An 18,058-nucleotide genomic window follows, 5' to 3' on the forward strand; every position below is an offset into this window, starting at 1 on the left:
CGAGACCACGTCCACGAGGATAGCATCCGTTCCGAGGGGAGCCCTGTGAGGGGCTGAGAGTCGGCTGATCCGCCGTGACCCTTGAACCTGATCCGGGTCGTACCGGCGGAGGGACTGGAACTATCGAGCAATGAAACGAATCCCTCAGCTCGCTTTGCCCGGATCTCCCTTTGTCAAAGAGGAGAGATCCAGTGACTGTTCATGTCGACAAGCCGAAAGGCGCCCCCCAATCCGTCACCACCGGCCCGATCCAGGGATCGCGCAAAGTCTATGCGGCACCTGATAGCAGACCCGATATCCGGGTGCCTTTCCGCGAGATTGTCCTGACGGATCCCAATGAGGCACCGGTCCGCGTTTACGACCCCTCAGGCCCTTACACCGAGGCGGTTGCAACCATCGATCTTGGCAAGGGGCTTCCACTTGTGCGCGAGCCCTGGATCACGGCGCGGAACTATGCGGCGGTCGAGGTGCGGCCTGTGAAGCCCGAGGACAACGGAAATGTCTCAGCTGACGCGCTTGTGGCGCCATGCCCAGCCGAGCGCATCGTGCGCCGCGCGGTGCGCAGTCAGATGGTGACGCAATATGAGTTCGCCCGCGCTGGGGTCGTTACGGAGGAAATGATCTACGTCGCCCATCGCGAGAACCTGTGCCGCGAGGCGACGCTGGCGGAAGCCGAGGCAACGATCGCCGATGGTGAGAGCTTCGGGGCTGCGATCCCAGCCTTCATCACACCGGAGTTCGTGCGGCAGGAGGTGGCCCGCGGGCGTGCCATCATTCCGGCCAACATCAACCATCCGGAACTGGAGCCGATGGTGATCGGGCGCAACTTCCTGGTCAAGGTCAACGCCAATATCGGCAACTCGGCGGTCGTCTCGACAGCGGCAGACGAAGTGGAAAAGCTCGCCTGGGCCATCCGTTGGGGCGCCGACACGGTGATGGATCTCTCCACCGGCCGCAACATCCACAACATCCGCTCCTGGATTCTGCGTAATTCGCCGGTGCCGATTGGCACAGTCCCGATCTATCAGGCGCTGGAGAAGGTGGGCGGGGATCCGGTGAAGCTCGACTGGGAAGTGTTCAAGGACACGCTCGTCGAGCAGGCTGAGCAGGGGGTCGACTACTTCACCATCCACGCAGGCGTACGGCTGCCTTATGTCCCGCTCACGGCCGATCGGGTCACGGGCATTGTCTCCCGCGGCGGCTCGATCATGGCCCGCTGGTGCCTGGCGCACCATAAGGAGAGCTTCCTCTACGAGCGCTTCGACGAGATCTGCGACATCATGCGGGCCTATGACGTCTCGTTCTCCCTGGGCGACGGGCTGCGTCCCGGATCGATTGCCGATGCGAATGACGCTGCCCAGTTCGCCGAACTCGAGACTCTGGGCGAGTTGACAATGGTCGCCTGGGACAAGGGCTGCCAGGTCATGATCGAAGGTCCCGGCCATGTGCCGATGCACAAGATCAAGCTGAACATGGACAAGCAACTCCGCGCGTGCGGAGAGGCACCCTTCTACACCCTCGGCCCGCTTACCACGGACATCGCGCCTGGATACGATCATATTACATCCGGAATCGGTGCAGCGATGATCGGGTGGTTCGGCACGGCAATGCTTTGCTATGTGACGCCGAAAGAGCACCTGGGCCTTCCCAACCGGGATGATGTGAAGACCGGGGTCATCACCTACAAGATTGCAGCCCATGCCGCCGACCTTGCGAAGGGACACCCGGCCGCACAGATGCGGGACGACGCCTTGTCTCGGGCCCGCTTCAACTTCCGCTGGGAGGACCAGTTCAACCTCTCCCTCGATCCGGATACGGCACGCGCGTATCATGATGAGACCCTGCCGAAGGACGCGCACAAAGTGGCTCACTTCTGCTCAATGTGCGGGCCGAAGTTTTGCTCGATGAAGATCACGCAGGACCTGCGGGCCGAGGTGGCGGCGATGAGCCCTGAGGCTCAGGAGCAATTGGCTGGCATGCGCGCCAAGAGCCGCGAGTTCCTGGCCGGCGGCGGTAGTCTCTACGTCCCCGCCGCGGAGTAGCGGCATGCGCATCCGTGTCATCGGCGCCGGTGTCGCTGGCCTGACAGCGGCACTGGAATTGGCCGAGCGCGGCGCCATGGTCGAGGTGATTGACCGTGGCCCGCATCTCGGGGCGGCCGCGTGCTCCTGGTACGCGGGCGGAATGCTTGCGCCCTGGTGTGAACGCGAGAGCGCAGATCCGGTCGTGGCGGAACTGGGCCATCGTGCGATCGACTGGTGGCTGCGGCGCTTCCCCGGGACTGCGCGCAAGGGTACGTTGGTGGTCGCACAGCCGCGCGACGTAGGCGACCTCGCTCACTTTGCGCGCAGGACGGAGCGCTTTGACTGGGTCGATGGCGCCCGGATTGCCGAGATCGAGCCTGATCTGAAAGGACGGTTCCACAAAGGCCTGTTCTTCGCGGACGAAGCACACCTTGATCCCCGCAGCGCGCTGACCGCACTCGCCGCGCGTCTTACAGAGCTTGGTGTCTCTCTGCGATTCGGTGCCGAGGCTCCCATCGGGGATAATAGTGTCGACCGCATCATCGACTGTCGCGGCTTTGCCGCGCAGGGAAATCTTCCGGACTTGCGTGGCGTCAAGGGTGAGATGCTGCTTGTCAGAACACGGGAGATCTTCCTCCAACGCCCTGTTCGCCTGCTTCATCCGCGCATCCCCCTCTACATCGTGCCGCGCGCAAACGGGCTCTTCATGATTGGAGCAACGATGATCGAGAACTCAGATCGAGGTCGCGTGACAGTGCGCTCAGCGGTTGAACTCCTCAATGGAGCGTATTCTGTTCACCCGGCCTTCGGCGAGGCCGAGATTATCGAGTTTGGAGCCGATGTCAGACCCGCCTTTCCTGACAATCTGCCCGCAATCCGGGAATCTGGCCGCACGATCTCCTTCAACGGCCTGTATCGCCACGGATTTTTGCTCGCCCCCGCCTTCGCGACCTGGGTCGCCGATGCAGTCTTCCACCCTTGAGCGACTTTGGAGATGACACATGAGGATTATCCTGAATGGTGAGGAGCGTGAGATTGAGGAACGGATCCTGTCGCGCGCTCTGTGTGAGCTCGAGTTCGGCGATGCCGTTGTAGCCACGGCCGTGAATGAACGGTTTGTGCCAGCGGCTCAGCGATCGGCCATCGCGCTGAACGACGGCGATCGCCTCGAGGTTCTCGCGCCCATGCAAGGAGGCTGAGGCATGCTGTTGTATGATGTCGAACTTGCGTCGCCTTTGATGCTGGGAACCGCCCAGTATCCATCCCCAGCCATCCTGGCAGCGGCTGTCCAAGCCTCGGGGGCGGAGGTGGTGACCGTGTCACTCCGGCGCGAGGCGGGTGGCACTCAGGCCGGACAGGCCTTCTGGTCGATCATCCGTGATCTCGGCACACGCGTTCTGCCCAATACAGCTGGATGCCGCACGGTCAAGGAGGCAGTCACGACGGCCCATATGGCCCGGGAGATGTTCGGGACGCCGTGGGTCAAACTCGAGCTGATCGGGGAGGAGGACACGCTCCAGCCGGACGTCTTCGGCCTAGTCGACGCTGCGCGCATTCTGACCGAAGAGGGCTTCCAGGTCTTTCCGTATACGACGGAGGATCTCGTTGTGGCCGAACGCCTGCTCGCGGCGGGATGTCGGGTTCTGATGCCTTGGGGCGCACCGATTGGCTCAGGCAGAGGTCTCAATAACGTCTTCGGGTTGAAGATGCTCCGGGCCCACTTTCCCGACGTGCCGCTTGTGGTCGACGCCGGGATTGGCCTGCCCTCACACGCGGCTGCCGCCATGGAGCTTGGGTTCGACGCGGTTCTTCTGAACACCGCGGTTGCCAGGGCCGGTGATCCAGTCGGGATGGCCAAGGCTTTCGCCCTGGCGGTTGAGGCTGGCCGGCTGGCACGGCACGCTATTCCGATGGAGCCGCGGGAGATGGCGAGCCCGTCGACCCCGGTTCTGGGCAGGGCGATGCTGACATGACGCTCGTGCTCGATCCCTTCTATCTCATTGTCGACAACGCGGCTTGGGTGCGGCGCCTGGTACCGCTCGGCGTGAAACTCATTCAACTTCGCATCAAGGGCGAGCCCGATGCCGCGATCGCACGTCAGATTCGAGAGGCTAAGATCTGCTGCGAGCAGCATGGCGCTCACCTCGTGGTCAACGATTACTGGCGGCTCGCCATTGCGGAGGGCTGCACCTTCGTTCACCTCGGGCAGGAAGACCTCGCGGGCGCGGATCTGGCGGCCATTCGAGCGGCCGGGATCCGGCTGGGTGTCAGTACGCATGATCACATCGAACTCGATCAGGCACTCTCCGTTGCGCCGGACTACGTGGCTCTGGGACCGATCTATCCGACCGTCCTGAAGCAGATGCCCTGGAATCCCCAAGGCTTGAGCCGCATCACGGAGTGGAAGCAGCTCATTGGCGAGATCCCACTCGTTGCCATCGGTGGTCTGACCATCGACCGCATCCCAGGGGTGCTGGCTGCGGGCGCCGACAGTGCGGCGGTGGTGACGGACATTCTCCGGCACCCGGACCCGGAGCACCAAACCCGCCGTTGGATGGCAGTCACGAGTGCCATAGTATGACTGCACGTTACGCACGACAGATCGTCCTCCCGGCGGTGGGTGAGGCTGGCCAAGCCAAGCTTGCTTCATCCTCGGTTCTGGTCGTCGGGGCCGGCGGCCTTGGGTGTCCCGTCCTGCAATATCTCGCAGGGGCCGGAGTCGGGCACCTCACAATCGTCGACCATGACCGCGTTGACGAGAGCAACCTTCACCGTCAGCCGCTCTATCGTACGACCGACATTGGCCAGCTGAAGGCCGAGGCTGCTCGCAAGGCTCTCGAAGTCCTCAATCCGTCCGTGGTTGTTGACGCGCTTGCCCTCTATCTCGATCCGGCCGCGGCGAAGGATCTCGTGAGGGGCGCCGATGGCATCGTGGATGCCGCTGATAGCATTGCGGTCACGTACAATCTGAGCGACATCTGCAAGGCAGCGGGCAAGCCTTTGATCAGTGCGTCCTGCGTGGGTTTGAAGGGCTATGTCGGCGCCTTCTGTGCCGGTGCTCCGAGCTACCGATCCGTGTTTCCGGATATTCCTCAGAACCTAGGGAGTTGCGCCACGCTGGGCGTCCTGGGCTCGGTCGTCGGCGTGCTTGGCGGGTTGCAGGCGCAGATGGTGTTAGCCCTGATTCTTGGCTTGGATCCATCGCCGCTCGGGCAGCTGGTTTCGGTTGATCTGCAGAAACTGGAGTTTGGCGGGTTTTCCTTCCTGGATGCGCCGGAGGCGGCAGGTTTCGCGCCGCCGTTTATTGCGCCATCGGATGTCAACGCCGACGATATTGTCTTTGAGCTCAGAAGCATGGATGAGGTGCCGGTGTCTCCATTCCCGCAGGCCCGCCGCGCGACCGCTGACACGATCGTGGAATTGAGCCGGGATGTCGCAGGATCGAGCCGGATCGTGCTCTGCTGCCGCAGCGGCCTACGAGCGTGGCGGGCAGCGAGCCTTCTCAGGGATCAGGGACATCAAAAGCTTGCGCTCATCGCAATGGGCGATATTGGTGAGGTTTGTACGCAGCGTGTTTGAGCGGTTTGTTGACTGAAGCCTTTCAGCTCCGGAATGCGTCGACACGGTTGGCCTCCAAGGCAACAGTTTGATCGGGCAGAACCAACTCGCACTGCATCTCAGCAAACGTTGTCAACCCTCGCTGACTCACGTCCAGAAGATGCCCACACAGTCGGAACGGCGCGTCGCATGCGATGGCCTGCCGGAATCGCACATACCGCAGGGCTGCAAGCCAGCCGCTCTGGGCTTGCGCGACGAGATAGGTCTCCCGGATTAAAGAAGGCAGGAGGGCGAGGAGCAGGTGACCTGGAACGATCGTTCGCCCACTGGTTAATTCATGAGCGGCGCGAGACGAATCAACATGAATCCATTGCAAATCGTTGGTCAGCGCCGCAAAGGCGTTGATGGTGTCCTGTCCCACCTGGCGCCATGCTGTCGGACCGAGTGGCTGATGCAGGAACTGGCCGAGATCAGACGCCTGCTTGACGCGCAAGGGCTCACCCATGACGATCTCCGGAAGAGCGCAGGAGAAGGGCGCTTCCCAGTTCTCCGGCAGCCGCGATTGCCGCCAGCCCGAAGCCGTCATATCCGAACTGCACCATTTCGTGCCATAATCTGACAGACAGGATAGCGCCGGAAGCTCCAATCGGGTGCCCTCGCGCGAGAGCGCCACCACCACAGTTGACGAGAGCAGGGTTGAGGCCCAAGGCTGCGATCCCGGCCATCGCCTGCACGGCGAAAGCCTCCATGATCTCCACGCACGACAGCTCGGATGCCGTCACCTCCTGGCGGTCAAGCAACCTGCGGACCGCCGGGATCAGCGCAAGGCCGGGGCGGACTGGATCTCCACCCACCCTGGCACCCCCGACCACTTCTAAAACCGTGCGTTCACGTGCCGAGCGATGGAAGCGGATGCCACAAGAACAATGGCGGCACTGTCAGCCTCAACGGCCACGGTTGCGGCCGTCACGCCGTGCACCGTATCGCCGGCCAGCACTGGCAGCCGACGACAGAGACCCGGTGTCAGCTTGCGCGAGAAGGCATCGCGTGTGACACCACCGAGCGGCACAATCTCGTTCACGTGTCGCACGCTCAAGGCTTTAGCGTGGCTTGTCACGGCGAACGCTTCCTGATCAGTAGTACGCATCCGTGAACCGTCCCGGGATTCCCGGAGGCTCCAACACCTGACAGGATGGAGCCATGACGAAGCGAACACCCCCGTATTCACCAGAGGTCCGCGAGCGGGCGGTCCGGATGGTTTTCGAGCACCGCGACGAGTACGCCTCCCAGTATGAGGCGATCCTGTCGATTGCGGCCAAGATCGGCTGCTCGCGTGAGACGCTGCGCCACTGGGTGCGGCAGGCCGGGTGCGACCAGGGCCTTCGCCCCGGGCCGACGAGCCAGGAGCAGGAGAAGATCAAGGCCCTTGAGCGGGAGGTGCGCGAACTGCGCCAGGCCAACGAGATCCTGCGCAAGGCCAGCGCCTATTTTGCCCAGGCGGAGCTCGACCGCCGCTTCAAGCCATGAAGGCCTTCATCGACGAGCATCGTGAGGTCTACGGGGTCGAGCCGATCTGCCATGTGCTGCCGATCGCCCCGTCAACCTACTACGAACATGCCGCTCGCAAGGCCAATCCCGATCGAGGGTCTGCACGAGAACGCCGGCATGCTGAACTCAGCCAGGAGATCCGCCGGGTCTTCGCGGCCAACTTCGGGGTCTATGGCGTCCGCAAGATCTGGCGCCAGCTGCAGCGTGAGGGCATTGATGTTGCGCGCTGCACGGTCGCCCGGCTGATGCGGCAGATGGGCCTGAAGGGTGTGGTGCGCGGCAAGAGCGTCAGGACGACCGTCAGCGACGCTGGCGTGCCGTGCCCGCGCGACCGGGTCAACCGGCAGTTCACGGCGCCGCGGCCGAACGCCTTGTGGGTGAGCGACTTCACCTATGTGGCGACCTGGTCGGGCTTTGTCTATGTCGCCTTCGTGGTACGCATCCGAGGAAGGACGCATTGCGCTAGTGAGTGAGACTGTGGATGGTCTGTCTATATAGACGTCAATATAGACAGTGCTTTAGCCATGGACATGATGGATGCTCGCCCGGGGCGCGTCAGCAGGATGGAGATCGTCGAGAGCGGTCGCCGGCGGCGGTTCACTGATGAGGCGAAGCTGGCGATTGTGGCGGAAAGCTATAGCGGCCTGCGCCAGGTCACCGCAACGGCGCAGCGCCATGGGATCACGCGCTGGCAGTTGAACGGGTGGCGCAGGGCCGCGCGGGAAGGAAGGCTCGTCAGCCGTTCGACGGACGGCTTTGTTCCGGCACTGATCGTTCCCGCGTCTCGTGGTGCAGTCGCGCAGCCTGCATCGGCTGCACCTATGCAGCCTCTCACACCCGACCACGGTCGCATGGAGGTCATGAGCGCGAACGGCAGGCGTGTGATTGTGGACCGGGATGTCGACGTTGAGGTGTTGCTGCGGATCATACGTGGTCTGGAGACGTTGCCATGAACCCGTTTCCGATGGGTCAGGCTGTGAAGGTATGGCTGGCAACCGGGCATACCGATATGCGCTGTGGCTTCCCCACTCTGGCTCTTCGGGTGCAGGAGATTTTGAAGCATGACCCTCTGGGCGGCCACCTTTTTTGCTTCCGGGGGCGCAAAGGTGATCTGATCAAAGTGATTTGGCATGACGGCCAGGGAGCCTGCCTGTTCACGCGAAAATTGGAGAAAGGCCGGTTCATCTGGCCCAATGTGGAGGGCGGCGCTGTTGCGATCTCGCCGGCGCAGCTGTCTTACTTGTTGTCCGGAATCGACTGGCGCAATCCGCAGGAAACCTGGCGTCCGACACGGGTTGGGTAGCATTATTCGATTGAAAAGACAGGGAAATTCTGTTCGAATGGCGTCATGCCGTCAACGCCTGTCGATCTTCCAGACGACCTTGTGAGCGCCTATCTGGCGCTGCTGTCCGAGCGTGAGGGGTTGCAGGCTGAACGGGATGTCGTTGTCGCCGAGAGGGACAGGGCTGTGGCGCAAGCCGCCAAGGCGCAGGCCCTGTTGTCCGACAGCGAGGCCCTGATCGCCAGTCTGGAACTGGCGATCGAAAAGCTGAAGCGCGAACTGCACGGCCAGCGGTCTGAGCGCGCGGCGCGACTGATCGACCAGCTCGAATTACAGCTCGAAGAACTGGTGATGGCCGCGACTGAGGATGAAGTTGCGGCGCAAGCCGCGGCCAGGAGCTCAAACGGGCGCTCCTTTGTGCGCCGGCGGCCGGTCCGAAAGCCCTGGCCGGAGACGATCGAGCGCGAACGTGTGGTGATCTCTCCCCCGGCGACCTGTGCCTGCTGCGGCGGCTCGCGCCTGGCGAAACTGGGCGAGGACATCACCGAGACGCTGGAGGAGATCCCGCGTCGGTTCAAGGTGATCGAGACGGTCCGGGAGAAGTTCACGTGTCGGGACTGTGAGGCGATCAGCCAGCCGCCGGCGCCGTTCCATGCCACGCCGCGCGGCTTCATCGGCCCTCATCTGCTGGCGACGATTCTGTTCGACAAGTTCGGCATGCACAGTCCGCTCAATCGCCAGAGCGCCCGGCTCACCTGCGAAGGCATCGCGCTGTCGACCTCGACGCTGGCCGATCAGGTTGGGTTTGGAACCTCCGCTCTCAGGCCGGTCTTCGATCTGATCGAGACGCATGTCTTTGCGGCCGAGCGCCTTCACGGCGACGATACGACCATCCCCATCCGGGCCAAAAGCAAGTGCACGACTGGACGGATCTGGACTTACGTGCGGGACGACCAGCCGTTTGGTGGGCCTGCGCCGCCAGCCGCGGTCTACTACGCCTCAGGTGACCGCCGCGGCGAGCATCCGCAGAAACACCTGGCCGGGTATGGCGGCATTCTGCAGAGTGACTGTTACAATGGCTTTGAGCCGATCAGTGTTGCCGAACAGAAAGCGGTGCCCCTTACCTTTGCCTTCTGCCACGCGCATGCGCGACGGAAATTCTTTGAACTGGCCGATATCGAGAAAAGGGCTCGGGATCGCAAAAGAAACGGCAAGCCGATCTCCCCGATCGCGTTGGAGGCCGTCAAGCGGTTCGACGCGCTGTTTGACATCGAGCGTCAGATCAACGGCTTGAGCGCCGCGGAACGACTGGCTGTGCGGCAGGAGAAGAGCAAGCCGCTGTTCGATGACATGCACGAGTGGCTGAAGCGGGAGCGTGCCACGCTCACGCGATCGTCCGAGGTGATCGGCGCCATCGACTACATGCTGAAGCGCTGGGATGGCTTTGCCCGGTTCCTGGAGGATGGCCGGGTGTGTCTGACGAACAATGCCGCCGAACGGGCCTTGAGAGGGATCGCCCTGGGGCGCCGCAACTGGACCTTCGCCGGGTCCCAGCGCGGGGCGGATCGTGCCGCCGTCATGCTCACCCTCATCACGACCTGTCGTCTTAACGACGTCGATCCAAAAGCCTGGCTCGCCGACGTACTGGCCCGGATTGCCGATCTTCCTGTCGCCCGCCTGCACGAATTGCTTCCCTGGGAATGGAAAAGGCTACGGCAGGCCGAGAACCCGGCCTCCCAGCTGGCCGCGTGACAGAAAAGGGACCGACGAATGGGATATCGCAACTCAACGCTGTACACGCTGAAATACGTGGCTGACATGCTCGGCGAAGACGAGGACGTCCTGCACGAGTGCTCGATCGAAATGTTCCCGGAAGACGGCCGCCTCAGTGCCTACGACAACTACCCAGCCTCCGAATTGACCGAGCACATTGTCCTCTTCACCGAGGATGGCATCGAGAACCTCAAGTACATCATCGAGGCTCGCAGGACCGTCGCATCACAAAAAGCCGCCCCTTAAACCTGCACCAACGTTAGCCACGATCCCATCGACGCGCGAGGCCTGATCCTGCGGTCTTCCTCGGATGCGTACCCTTCGTGATCGACGCCTTCGCTCGCAAGATCGTGGGCTGGCGCGTGTCGCGCTCAGCCCGGGCCGCGTTCGTGCTCGATGCCCTGGAGCAGGCTCTCCACGAGCGGCGACCTCTCCGGCAAGCCAACCTCATTCACCACAGCGATAGAGGGGGTCAATACGTGTCATTTAAGTACACCGAGCGCCTCGCCGAGGCGAGGATTGAGCCATCCGTCGGCAGTGTCGGCGACGCGTACGATGCTCTGGCGGAAACCGTCATCGGCCTCTTCAAGACTGAGGTGATCCATCGGCGTGGTCCGTGGCGCTCCTTTGAGGCCGTCGAATTCGTCACCCTCGAATGGGTCGATTGGTACAACAACCGGCGCCTGCTCGAGTCCATCGGCAGCATTCCGCCCGCCGAGGCGGAAGCCACCTACTATGCCCAGCTTGAGCTCACGCCGATGGCCGCATAGAATCCAAGCCAATTAGCCTCCGGAAAATCCGGCGCGGTTCAAAGCAGCACCTGCCGGATTGTCTGGAGCTCAGCGAATTTACGGAAGACAAGCAGGATGCCGTCCTGGACGCGCCGATCAGGGTCCTTCTCGATACGGTTGTCATCCGTCTTCACGTAGCCGACGGCGACGGTCAAATGGAGCTCGCCCCGCCGCGCCTTTTGGCGCATGGCCTCGACGGACCGCTGTCGAAAGATTGACAACTCCATCTCGCTCATGGTGCCCTTCATCCCAAGCAACAGCCGGTCATTGGGGGAGCGTGGATCATAGATTGCTTCCTCGTCGACAATCAATGTGCCGACCAGGCCGCAGAACTCCAGCAAAGTGTGCCAATCGCGGCCGTTCCGGGCAAGGCGTGATGCCTCCAGCGATACCACGGCGCCAACCCGCTCTTCGCAAATCGCTGCCAGCAGCTTCTCGAAGCCTGGTCGGACCGTTCCGCCACCGGATCGGCCGAGATCATCGTCGACGAGTTGGACATCGTCCCAGCCGAGCTGCCGCGCGCGTTCGACTAGACCATACTGACGGCGCTGGCTCTCGAGATTGTTGATGACCTGATATGCCTTGGACTGACGGACATACACGAGAGCGGCACGAGCAAGGTGCGTGGGCGTGATCTTACTCATTGCGTGCTCCCTTTTTGCCGTTGGCTGGAGGCTCTTTGGCCGGCTTCGTCGCCGCCTCCATCAGCAATGCTTGCAGAAGAGCCACTGCCTTCTGGCGGTCGGCGCCGCTCAGGTCGCCGGGTTGGGTGAGTGGAAGGAACAGATCCATTTGCACGCGACACTGCCGTCTCATTGCCGAATCCTCCGGGGCTTTCTTCCTCCAGACGACAGACTACGAGACGATCAACCAGATGGCGCAATTGAAGGAGTTGGCTGACCGGAAGGCGCGGAACTGTTACGATCTCTATCGAATAGGCTGCCGGATCGAACATCCAGGCCGGCACTTGGAAGGAGCCGCCCTGCGGTTGCCGGATCAGGAAATAATGAACACCATCATACTCATGGTCGCCGATCACCAGCACGGGTCGGCCAGCCAGCGGATGGTACGGATAGGCGATAACGGCTTCGAACGTCAGGAACCCGGCACTATGTCCCCGGCTCGGATGGTGGCGGCCGCACATGGGCAGCTATCGCGAGCCTTCTGGCCACGGCCAAAATGAACAACGTCGATCCGCACGCTTGGCTGACCCAGACCCTTGAGCGCATTGCCAACGGGTGGCCCGACCGCGAGATCGAAGCCCTCATGCCGTGGAACTACCGTCCCTGAGCGGCATCAGCTGCCCGCATACAGTCGAAGCCCTTCCAGGCCCGATAGTCATCGTGCAGCGTCAGCCACAGCAGGGCGAGCACGGTCTCGTCGATCTTGTCGTGGTCGATCTCCATGCCGCCAATCTACCATGCCGCAGTCGAAATTCCGCGGTCCTCGGCGGCTTGCAATTACCCACAATTCTGGCGTTGAACGGCAGCGCTTGCCTGGCTGAAACCGGCATGATTCCCTGTCTGGCTCCTCATCCCTGGAGAGAGGTGCCCCATGGACTGGGTTCTATCTCATCCCTCCCGTAATCATGCTCAGACCCGCAGGCCGGGATCATGTCAGGTGATCTCTGGCCCGCGAAGCTGCGGCTGTGCGGGTGCCACACCATGACGAGGGCCTCGCTCCCGGCACCCCACTCCATTGACGATGCTGCGGATGTCGTCGCCTGGGTCGATCGGGAGCTCGCCGGCTGCAGCTTGCCCGATCAACGTCTCGGCCGGCGCCTCCGCAAGCTTCTCGTCCAGATTGCCGGCGCCGTCGGAGGCAGCCTTCCGCTGGCCTGCCAGGACTGGGCCAACACCAAAGCAGCCTATCGCTTCCTGTCCAATGCCAAAGTCTCCGAGCACGCGATCCTTCAGGGCCACTTCCAGGCCACCCGCAGCCGCTTTGCTGCGGTCGATGGCCCGATCCTGGTCATTCAGGACACTACGGAACTGCCCTACCAGCGCGCACAGCCCCGGCGGATTGGGTCCATCTGCCGGGTCAACAGCGGGCGCGACAAGGAAGGCCGCTACAGGATGCACACGGTGTGCGGGCTGCTGATGCACTCCTGCCTGGCCGTAACCGCAGAGGGGCTGCCACTCGGGCTGTCGGCGATCAAGTTCTGGACGAGAGCTCAGTTCAAAGGCACCAAGGAACTCAAGCGCAGGATCAACCCGACCCGGGTGCCGATCGACCAGAAGGAGAGCATCCGCTGGCTCGAGTGCATGAAGCAGTCCGTGGCGCTGTTTGGCGCGCCGGAACGCTGCATCCATATCGGCGACCGCGAGAACGACATCTACGGGTTCTTCTGCACGGCTCAGGCTTTGGGCACGCACTTCCTGGTGCGGACCTGCGTGGATTGGACTTGTTTCGGGAAAGTGGAGAGCACTTCTTATCATCCAGGAGGTGCTCCATGCCCCACACACGCTTTACGAGAGAGTTTCGGGATGAGGCGGTGCGGCTCGCTCTGACCAGCGGCCGCAGCCGACGGGCGATTGCTGAGGATCTCGGCGTCGGCCTGTCGACCCTGCGCAGCTGGCTCGACCGTCGCCGTGAGCACGAGATCGACGCTCCGCCCGAGGAGCGGCAGGAGGACATGGCGACCGAGCTGAAGCGGCTGCGGCGCGAGAACGAGATCCTGCGTCAGGAGCGGGAGATCCTCAAACGGGCCACCGCTTTTTTCGCCAAGGAGGGAAGTCGATGAAGCTCCGGTTCATCGATGCGGCGAAAGAGAGCTTCCCCGTCACCCGTCTGTGCCAGGTCCTCGGTGTCAGCCAGAGTGGCTACTTTGCCTGGAGATCGCGTCCAGCCAGCCCGCGCCAGCGGGAGGATCTGGTGCTGTTGGCCCACATCCGCTCGGCCTTCACCCGCTCGCATGAGACCTACGGCAGTCCACGCATGACCCGCGAGCTGCAGGATGAAGGACTGCAAGTCGGTCGCCGTCGGACCGCCCGGCTGATGCGGGAGAATGGCCTCAAGGTGCGGCAGAAGCGGCGCTTCAAACGCACCACTGACAGCCACCACGCCTTTCCGATCGCACCCAACCTGCTCGAGCAGGATTTCTCAGCCACTCGTCCGAACCAGAAATGGAACGCCGATATCTCATACGTGTGGACGAACGAGGGCTGGCTGTATCTGGCCGTGGTCCTCGATCTGTTTGCTCGCCGGGTGGTTGGTTGGGCGGTGAGTGACCGGCTGCACAAGGAACTCGCGCTCGAGGCGCTGCGCAAGGCTCTGGCGATCCGAAGACCCGGCGAGGGGCTGACCCACCACGCGGACAGTAAGTATGCTTAGGCCAGTGTTCCTGGGCGGCCTGACCCTCACGGCGATAGACCGGCTAACATCACTGGTATCGCAAGGCGCCGGTGTGGCCTGACCCACACGCTGATCGACCACAACCCGTGTCTTTCCTCGGACCTGTCGGCCGCCCGGGAGCCTTGCGGTGAGGTTTGCCTCACCGGTGCATGTGACCCAAGAAGGGCCTGACATCCTGTCGCATTACTGTCCTGTCCAGGCATGCGGTCGTGGTGAACCGTCGATCCACGGTCGAACCAGGAGAGCCGGTATGGAAGTTGGTCAGGACGTTGTCTTACATCCCGTTGTCGGCGGGGTCGACACGCACAAAGATCTTCACGTCGCCGCTGTTGTCGACGAACACGACCGTGTTCTCGGGACCCAGTGCTTTGCGACAACCCGACAGGGATATCGGCAGATGCTCGCCTGGATGCGCTCCTTCGGACAGCTCCGGTGCGTTGGCATTGAGGCCTCAGGCACCTATGGCGCCGGGTTGCTGCGCTCCATGCAGAATGCCGGTGTCGAAGTTCTGGAGGTCACGGCTCCGGATAAACCGGACCGGCGCAAGCGGGGCAAGAACGATGATCTCGACGCTCAGAACGCCGCGCATGCCGCCTTTGCCGGCAAGCGCACCGTCACGCCCAGAAGCCGGGATGGCATGATCGAATCCTTGCGCGTTCTCAAGGCGTGTCGAAAGACAGCAGTGGTGGCGCGGCGCATCGCGTTGCAGATGATCCAGAACACCATCGTCTGCGCGCCGGACGGGTTGCGGGAGGCGCTGCGCCAGATGACCCGCATGCAGCTGGTCAGGACCTTGGCGGCATGGCGGCCTGACCTGACTGACTACCGCAATGTGGATTCCGCCTATAGGATCAGCCTCAAGTCGCTCGGCCGCCGCTATGTCGAACTGCACGATGAGATTGCCGACTTGGACGTTATGATCGGTGCCATTGTCGATGAACTTGCCCCCAACCTCGTGGCCCGGAACTCGATTGGTCACGCAGGGGCGGCCCAGTTGCTCCTGACAGCGGGGGACAATCCGGAGCGCTTGCATTCCGAGGCCGGCTTTGCCGCACTCTGCGGTGTCAGCCCGGTCCCAGCCTCGTCCGGCAAGACGACGCGCCACCGTCTCAACCGGGGTGGTGATCGAGCCGCCAACAGTGCTCTGCACATCATTGCGATCGGGAGGCTTCGGACCGATCCGCGAACCAAGGCCTACATGGCTAAACGCGTCGCTGAAGGCCACTCCAAGCTTGAGGCGATCCGGTGCCTGAAGCGCTACATCGCGCGCGAGGTGTTCACCCTAATCAGCCAGCGGCAAAAGGAGATCAACCAGGCTCGGATCACCGCTTGACAAACAGAAGGGCGTCCGCGGCAGCCAGGACGGATTCAAGCAGTCGTCGCAACACGTATTCTGTTGCCTTCTCGCAGCCACTCGTCAAGCCCCTCGGCAGGGGTTCTCCAGCTCAGCGTCTTTCTCGGCCTTGCGTTGAGGGCGGCTGCCACGGCAGCGATCTCCTCGGCGCTGTGCACACTCAGATCGGTGCCTTTCGGGAAGTACTGACGCAGCAGTCCGTTGGTGTTCTCGTTGGTGCCCCGTTGCCAAGGGCTGTGGGGATCACAGAAGTAGACTTGGATGCCCGCATCGATCTTGAGACGAGCATGCTGGGCCATTTCGGCGCCCTGATCCCAGGTCAGCGATCGGCGCAATTCTTCGGGTAAGGTGATGATGGTGCGCGTGATCGCGTCGCGCGCAGCCTCGGCCCCATGGCCTGCCAGCGCCGGCCCGTTCTTGAGGCGCGGCGCGTCACCGTGGCCCGCGAGGCGAGGAAGATGCAGCAGCATCGTGAACCGGCTTGTGCGCTCGACCAGGGTGCCAATCGCCGAGCTGCCAAGACCCAGGATGAGGTCTCCTTCCCAATGACCTGGTACCGCCCGATCGGCCGCCTCAGCAGGACGCTGGCTGATCATGATCTCAGGCGCGACAAAACTCTTACCGCGCCGGCGGACACGTGCCCGCGGCACCCGCAATACCCGCCCGGTTCGCAAGCAGGCCGTGAGTTCACGGCGCAGCGCTCCTTTGCCTTGGATGAAGAGGGCCTGATAGATCGCTTCGTGGCTGATGCGCATGGTCCTGTCGTCCGGAAAGTCGATCGGCAGGCGTCGGGCAATCTGCTCCGGGCTCCAGGCTCTGGCCCACCGCCGATCCTGTCGCTTGCCATGCCGGCGGCTCTTCCAGGCGACGGGAGGGCCGGGAATGGCAACGCCGTTCGAAGCAACGACGACGCCAGCCAATCTCTCCTCCACATAAGTGCGCAAGGTCGCGTTGAGGGCAAGCTTCGTCGGCTTCGGGCGACGGGCTGATCGCTCGGCATGCCACTGGGCGGTCGTCGCGCGATACTCCAGTCCACCGCTGCGGGTGGCTGCGTTGCGCCGCAACTCCCGGGAGATCGTCGAGGCAGATCACCGAGCCGGCGCCCGATCTCCTGCATGGACTGGCCCTGGACCCGCAGAAGCGCAATCTCCTCGCGCTCCAGCAGCGACAGGTACCGCCCGGAGGGCGGCTTGGCTGAAGATCTGAACATCGCTGGGGGCATGCCACCTGCCTTTCGGAACCACCTGTACCCGACAGGGTGTGACACACCGGCCTCGACCGCAGCATCCTCGCTGCTCATCCCCGTTGCGATCGCAAGCCAAAACCGACGCCCTTCATCGCGTCCCGCCACAGGGGGCCGACCTGGCGACGGTAGCGGCGCTCGTCCAGATCGATCCGACCGCCGCTTTCGAATGCTCATCGCAACCTCCTCCTTCAGGGTGTTGCGACGACCGTTTGAATCCGTCCAGTATTGTTCGATCGCGTATCAGGCCGAGCTGAGGAAGCACGGCATCCGGATCTCGATGTCGGGCAAGGGAAACTGTTACGATAATTCGGTGGTCGAGACCTTCTTCAAGACCTTGAAGTCCGAGTTGGTCTGGCGCACCGTCTTCCAGACGAGAGCTGAGGCGAAGGCGGCGATTGGGCGTTATATCGATGGCTTCTACAACCCGGTCCGGCGTCATTCGACCCTGGACTATGTCAGTCCGGTTCAATTTGAAAGGCTGGCCGGACCGCTACAAAACCGCTCTCCACTAAACTGAAGCAAGACCACAGAAGTCCTATCCCAATACCCTGGATGGCATTGAGAGAGCAGCCGCTTGGGTGATGAAGGTTTCCAACGCCTCAGCCTTGGCAGTTCATGCGATTCTCGAGCCTACAGCGGCCTACCAAGAACTGGGTGCCGCTAAAGGCATCCCGGTTTCCCTTGTCAGCTCTGCCCAAATCCGCAACTTCGCCAAGGGCATGGCAGTCTTGAGCAAGACCGACCAGATCGATGCGCTGCTCTATGAGGCAGCCCAGGTGCTGCTGACCCGGGTGCAGAAATGGTCGTGGCTGAAAGCCTGGGCCGTGAATGTGGCCCGACGGCGCGGCCTGCAAAAGGCCATCGTGGCTCTGGCGCGCCGTATGGCTGTGATCATGCACCGCCTCTGGAGCGATGACACCGAGTTCCGCTGGGCCAAGGAGGGTCTCTCGCCCTCTTCGGCTGATCGCTCAGAACAATCGCCTGTCAGCCGAAGAGGGCGAGATCCAAGATCCGCCCCCGGTGAGAGACGTCACTCGCGGGGGGATGGATGAGGTGATTTCACTCGGGCACTTGTGTAGATCGTGTTTTGTGCGATCAGAACGCGCAACTGATCGGGCCACATCATTC

At 62.7% G+C, this 18,058-nt stretch carries 16 protein-coding genes, 9 pseudogenes, 1 riboswitch and 1 other annotated feature; of the genes and pseudogenes, 18 read left to right on the top strand and 7 right to left on the bottom strand.

The window, feature by feature from the left end; genetic code table 11:
• Positions 1-24 precede the first annotated feature (24 nt).
• Positions 25-132: riboswitch (TPP riboswitch) on the top strand.
• Between the two features lie 59 nt (positions 133-191).
• Genes thiC through U0023_RS27835 form a run of 6 tightly spaced genes read left to right on the top strand, consistent with a single transcriptional unit; the run spans position 192 to position 5,603 of the window.
• The gene (gene thiC / locus U0023_RS27810; RefSeq protein WP_009489059.1) at positions 192-2,042 is read left to right on the top strand and encodes a phosphomethylpyrimidine synthase ThiC; all 1,851 of its coding nucleotides are present in this window, start codon (positions 192-194) and stop codon (positions 2,040-2,042) included.
• A gap of 4 nt (positions 2,043-2,046) precedes the next feature.
• The gene (thiO, locus tag U0023_RS27815; protein ID WP_009489060.1) at positions 2,047-3,006 is read left to right on the top strand and encodes a glycine oxidase ThiO; all 960 of its coding nucleotides are present in this window, start codon (positions 2,047-2,049) and stop codon (positions 3,004-3,006) included.
• 19 nt (positions 3,007-3,025) lie between these two features.
• Entirely contained in the window at positions 3,026-3,223 is a 198-nt protein-coding gene (gene thiS / locus U0023_RS27820; RefSeq protein ID WP_009489061.1) for a sulfur carrier protein ThiS, read from the top strand.
• Between the two features lie 3 nt (positions 3,224-3,226).
• On the top strand, positions 3,227-3,997 hold the full coding sequence (locus U0023_RS27825) for a thiazole synthase (RefSeq protein WP_009489062.1): 771 nt from the start codon (positions 3,227-3,229) through the stop codon (positions 3,995-3,997).
• Positions 3,994-4,605, top strand: coding sequence for a thiamine phosphate synthase (locus U0023_RS27830; protein ID WP_009489063.1), 612 nt, complete (start codon positions 3,994-3,996; stop codon positions 4,603-4,605). Before U0023_RS27825 ends, U0023_RS27830 begins: the two co-directional genes overlap by 4 nt.
• Positions 4,602-5,603 (top strand): HesA/MoeB/ThiF family protein, encoded by a 1,002-nt coding sequence (locus U0023_RS27835; protein ID WP_009489064.1) that lies wholly within the window; start codon positions 4,602-4,604, stop codon positions 5,601-5,603. The genes U0023_RS27830 and U0023_RS27835 overlap by 4 nt, the downstream gene beginning before the upstream one ends.
• A gap of 22 nt (positions 5,604-5,625) precedes the next feature.
• On the opposite strand, the gene U0023_RS27840 is transcribed toward U0023_RS27835, so the two are convergent.
• From U0023_RS27840 to U0023_RS27850, 3 genes are read right to left on the bottom strand one after another with little or no spacing between them, the layout of a single operon-like run.
• A complete protein-coding gene (locus U0023_RS27840) occupies positions 5,626-6,087 on the bottom strand; it encodes a MaoC/PaaZ C-terminal domain-containing protein (RefSeq protein ID WP_009489065.1) in 462 nt (153 codons plus the stop codon).
• Complete coding sequence (locus tag U0023_RS27845) at positions 6,080-6,436, bottom strand: beta-ketoacyl-[acyl-carrier-protein] synthase family protein (protein WP_195904137.1); 357 nt, start codon at positions 6,434-6,436, stop codon at positions 6,080-6,082. The genes U0023_RS27840 and U0023_RS27845 overlap by 8 nt, the downstream gene beginning before the upstream one ends.
• A gap of 20 nt (positions 6,437-6,456) precedes the next feature.
• Positions 6,457-6,729 (bottom strand): hypothetical protein, encoded by a 273-nt coding sequence (locus U0023_RS27850; protein WP_009489066.1) that lies wholly within the window; start codon positions 6,727-6,729, stop codon positions 6,457-6,459.
• A gap of 53 nt (positions 6,730-6,782) precedes the next feature.
• Between U0023_RS27850 and U0023_RS27855 the strand changes: the two are divergent.
• The 6 genes and pseudogenes from U0023_RS27855 to U0023_RS27880 all read left to right on the top strand — a co-directional run.
• Positions 6,783-7,582: pseudogene (locus U0023_RS27855) on the top strand (IS3 family transposase); the annotation flags it as partial.
• Positions 7,064-7,180 (top strand) — a sequence feature (AL1L pseudoknot). Its footprint overlaps the pseudogene before it by 117 nt.
• 72 nt (positions 7,583-7,654) lie before the next feature.
• The gene (gene tnpA / locus U0023_RS27860; RefSeq protein WP_040637810.1) at positions 7,655-8,083 is read left to right on the top strand and encodes an IS66-like element accessory protein TnpA; all 429 of its coding nucleotides are present in this window, start codon (positions 7,655-7,657) and stop codon (positions 8,081-8,083) included.
• Entirely contained in the window at positions 8,080-8,433 is a 354-nt protein-coding gene (gene tnpB, locus U0023_RS27865) for an IS66 family insertion sequence element accessory protein TnpB (RefSeq protein ID WP_009489007.1), read from the top strand. Before tnpA ends, tnpB begins: the two co-directional genes overlap by 4 nt.
• A gap of 45 nt (positions 8,434-8,478) precedes the next feature.
• The gene (tnpC, locus tag U0023_RS27870; RefSeq protein WP_009489008.1) at positions 8,479-10,164 is read left to right on the top strand and encodes an IS66 family transposase; all 1,686 of its coding nucleotides are present in this window, start codon (positions 8,479-8,481) and stop codon (positions 10,162-10,164) included.
• 18 nt (positions 10,165-10,182) lie between these two features.
• Positions 10,183-10,431 carry a hypothetical protein gene (locus U0023_RS27875; RefSeq protein WP_009489009.1) on the top strand — a complete coding sequence of 83 codons (249 nt, stop codon included), beginning with the start codon at positions 10,183-10,185 and terminating at the stop codon, positions 10,429-10,431.
• 68 nt (positions 10,432-10,499) lie between these two features.
• A pseudogene (locus tag U0023_RS27880) lies at positions 10,500-10,955 on the top strand (DDE-type integrase/transposase/recombinase); the annotation flags it as partial.
• 41 nt (positions 10,956-10,996) lie between these two features.
• Here U0023_RS27880 and U0023_RS27885 read toward each other — a convergent pair.
• Together U0023_RS27885 and U0023_RS27890 are read right to left on the bottom strand one after the other, a co-directional pair.
• A pseudogene (locus U0023_RS27885) lies at positions 10,997-11,620 on the bottom strand (recombinase family protein); the annotation flags it as partial.
• A complete protein-coding gene (locus U0023_RS27890; RefSeq protein WP_245272841.1) occupies positions 11,617-12,120 on the bottom strand; it encodes a hypothetical protein in 504 nt (167 codons plus the stop codon). The gene U0023_RS27890 and the pseudogene U0023_RS27885, both read right to left, overlap by 4 nt.
• On the opposite strand from U0023_RS27890, the pseudogene U0023_RS27895 reads away from it, so the two are divergent.
• Positions 12,096-12,266 (top strand): annotated as a pseudogene (locus tag U0023_RS27895) (transposase domain-containing protein); the annotation flags it as partial. The gene U0023_RS27890 and the pseudogene U0023_RS27895 overlap by 25 nt on opposite strands.
• Positions 12,267-12,289: 23 nt before the next feature.
• Here the strand turns inward: U0023_RS27895 and U0023_RS27900 are convergent.
• Positions 12,290-12,382: pseudogene (locus U0023_RS27900) on the bottom strand (DUF6429 family protein); the annotation flags it as partial.
• A 207-nt stretch (positions 12,383-12,589) separates the two neighbouring features.
• On the opposite strand from U0023_RS27900, the gene U0023_RS27905 reads away from it, so the two are divergent.
• From U0023_RS27905 to U0023_RS27915, 3 genes and pseudogenes are all read left to right on the top strand, one after another.
• Complete coding sequence (locus U0023_RS27905) at positions 12,590-13,486, top strand: IS4/Tn5 family transposase DNA-binding protein (RefSeq protein WP_322883804.1); 897 nt, start codon at positions 12,590-12,592, stop codon at positions 13,484-13,486.
• A pseudogene (locus tag U0023_RS27910) lies at positions 13,429-14,294 on the top strand (IS3 family transposase); the annotation flags it as partial. The gene U0023_RS27905 and the pseudogene U0023_RS27910, both read left to right, overlap by 58 nt.
• Positions 14,295-14,580: 286 nt before the next feature.
• Positions 14,581-15,663, top strand: a complete 1,083-nt coding sequence (locus tag U0023_RS27915; RefSeq protein WP_009488349.1) for an IS110 family RNA-guided transposase — start codon at positions 14,581-14,583, stop codon at positions 15,661-15,663.
• Positions 15,664-15,698: 35 nt separating this feature from the next.
• Here the strand turns inward: U0023_RS27915 and U0023_RS27920 are convergent.
• A pseudogene (locus tag U0023_RS27920) lies at positions 15,699-17,104 on the bottom strand (IS30 family transposase).
• Between the two features lie 46 nt (positions 17,105-17,150).
• Between U0023_RS27920 and U0023_RS27925 the strand changes: the two are divergent.
• A pseudogene (locus U0023_RS27925) lies at positions 17,151-17,447 on the top strand (IS3 family transposase); the annotation flags it as partial.
• 241 nt (positions 17,448-17,688) lie between these two features.
• Positions 17,689-17,871 (top strand): annotated as a pseudogene (locus tag U0023_RS35945) (IS110 family transposase); the annotation flags it as partial.
• Positions 17,872-18,058: the final 187 nt, after the last annotated feature.

The sequence above is a fragment of the Microvirga lotononidis genome, from assembly GCF_034627025.1.
In the GTDB taxonomy this organism is placed as follows: Bacteria; Pseudomonadota; Alphaproteobacteria; order Rhizobiales; family Beijerinckiaceae; genus Microvirga; species Microvirga lotononidis.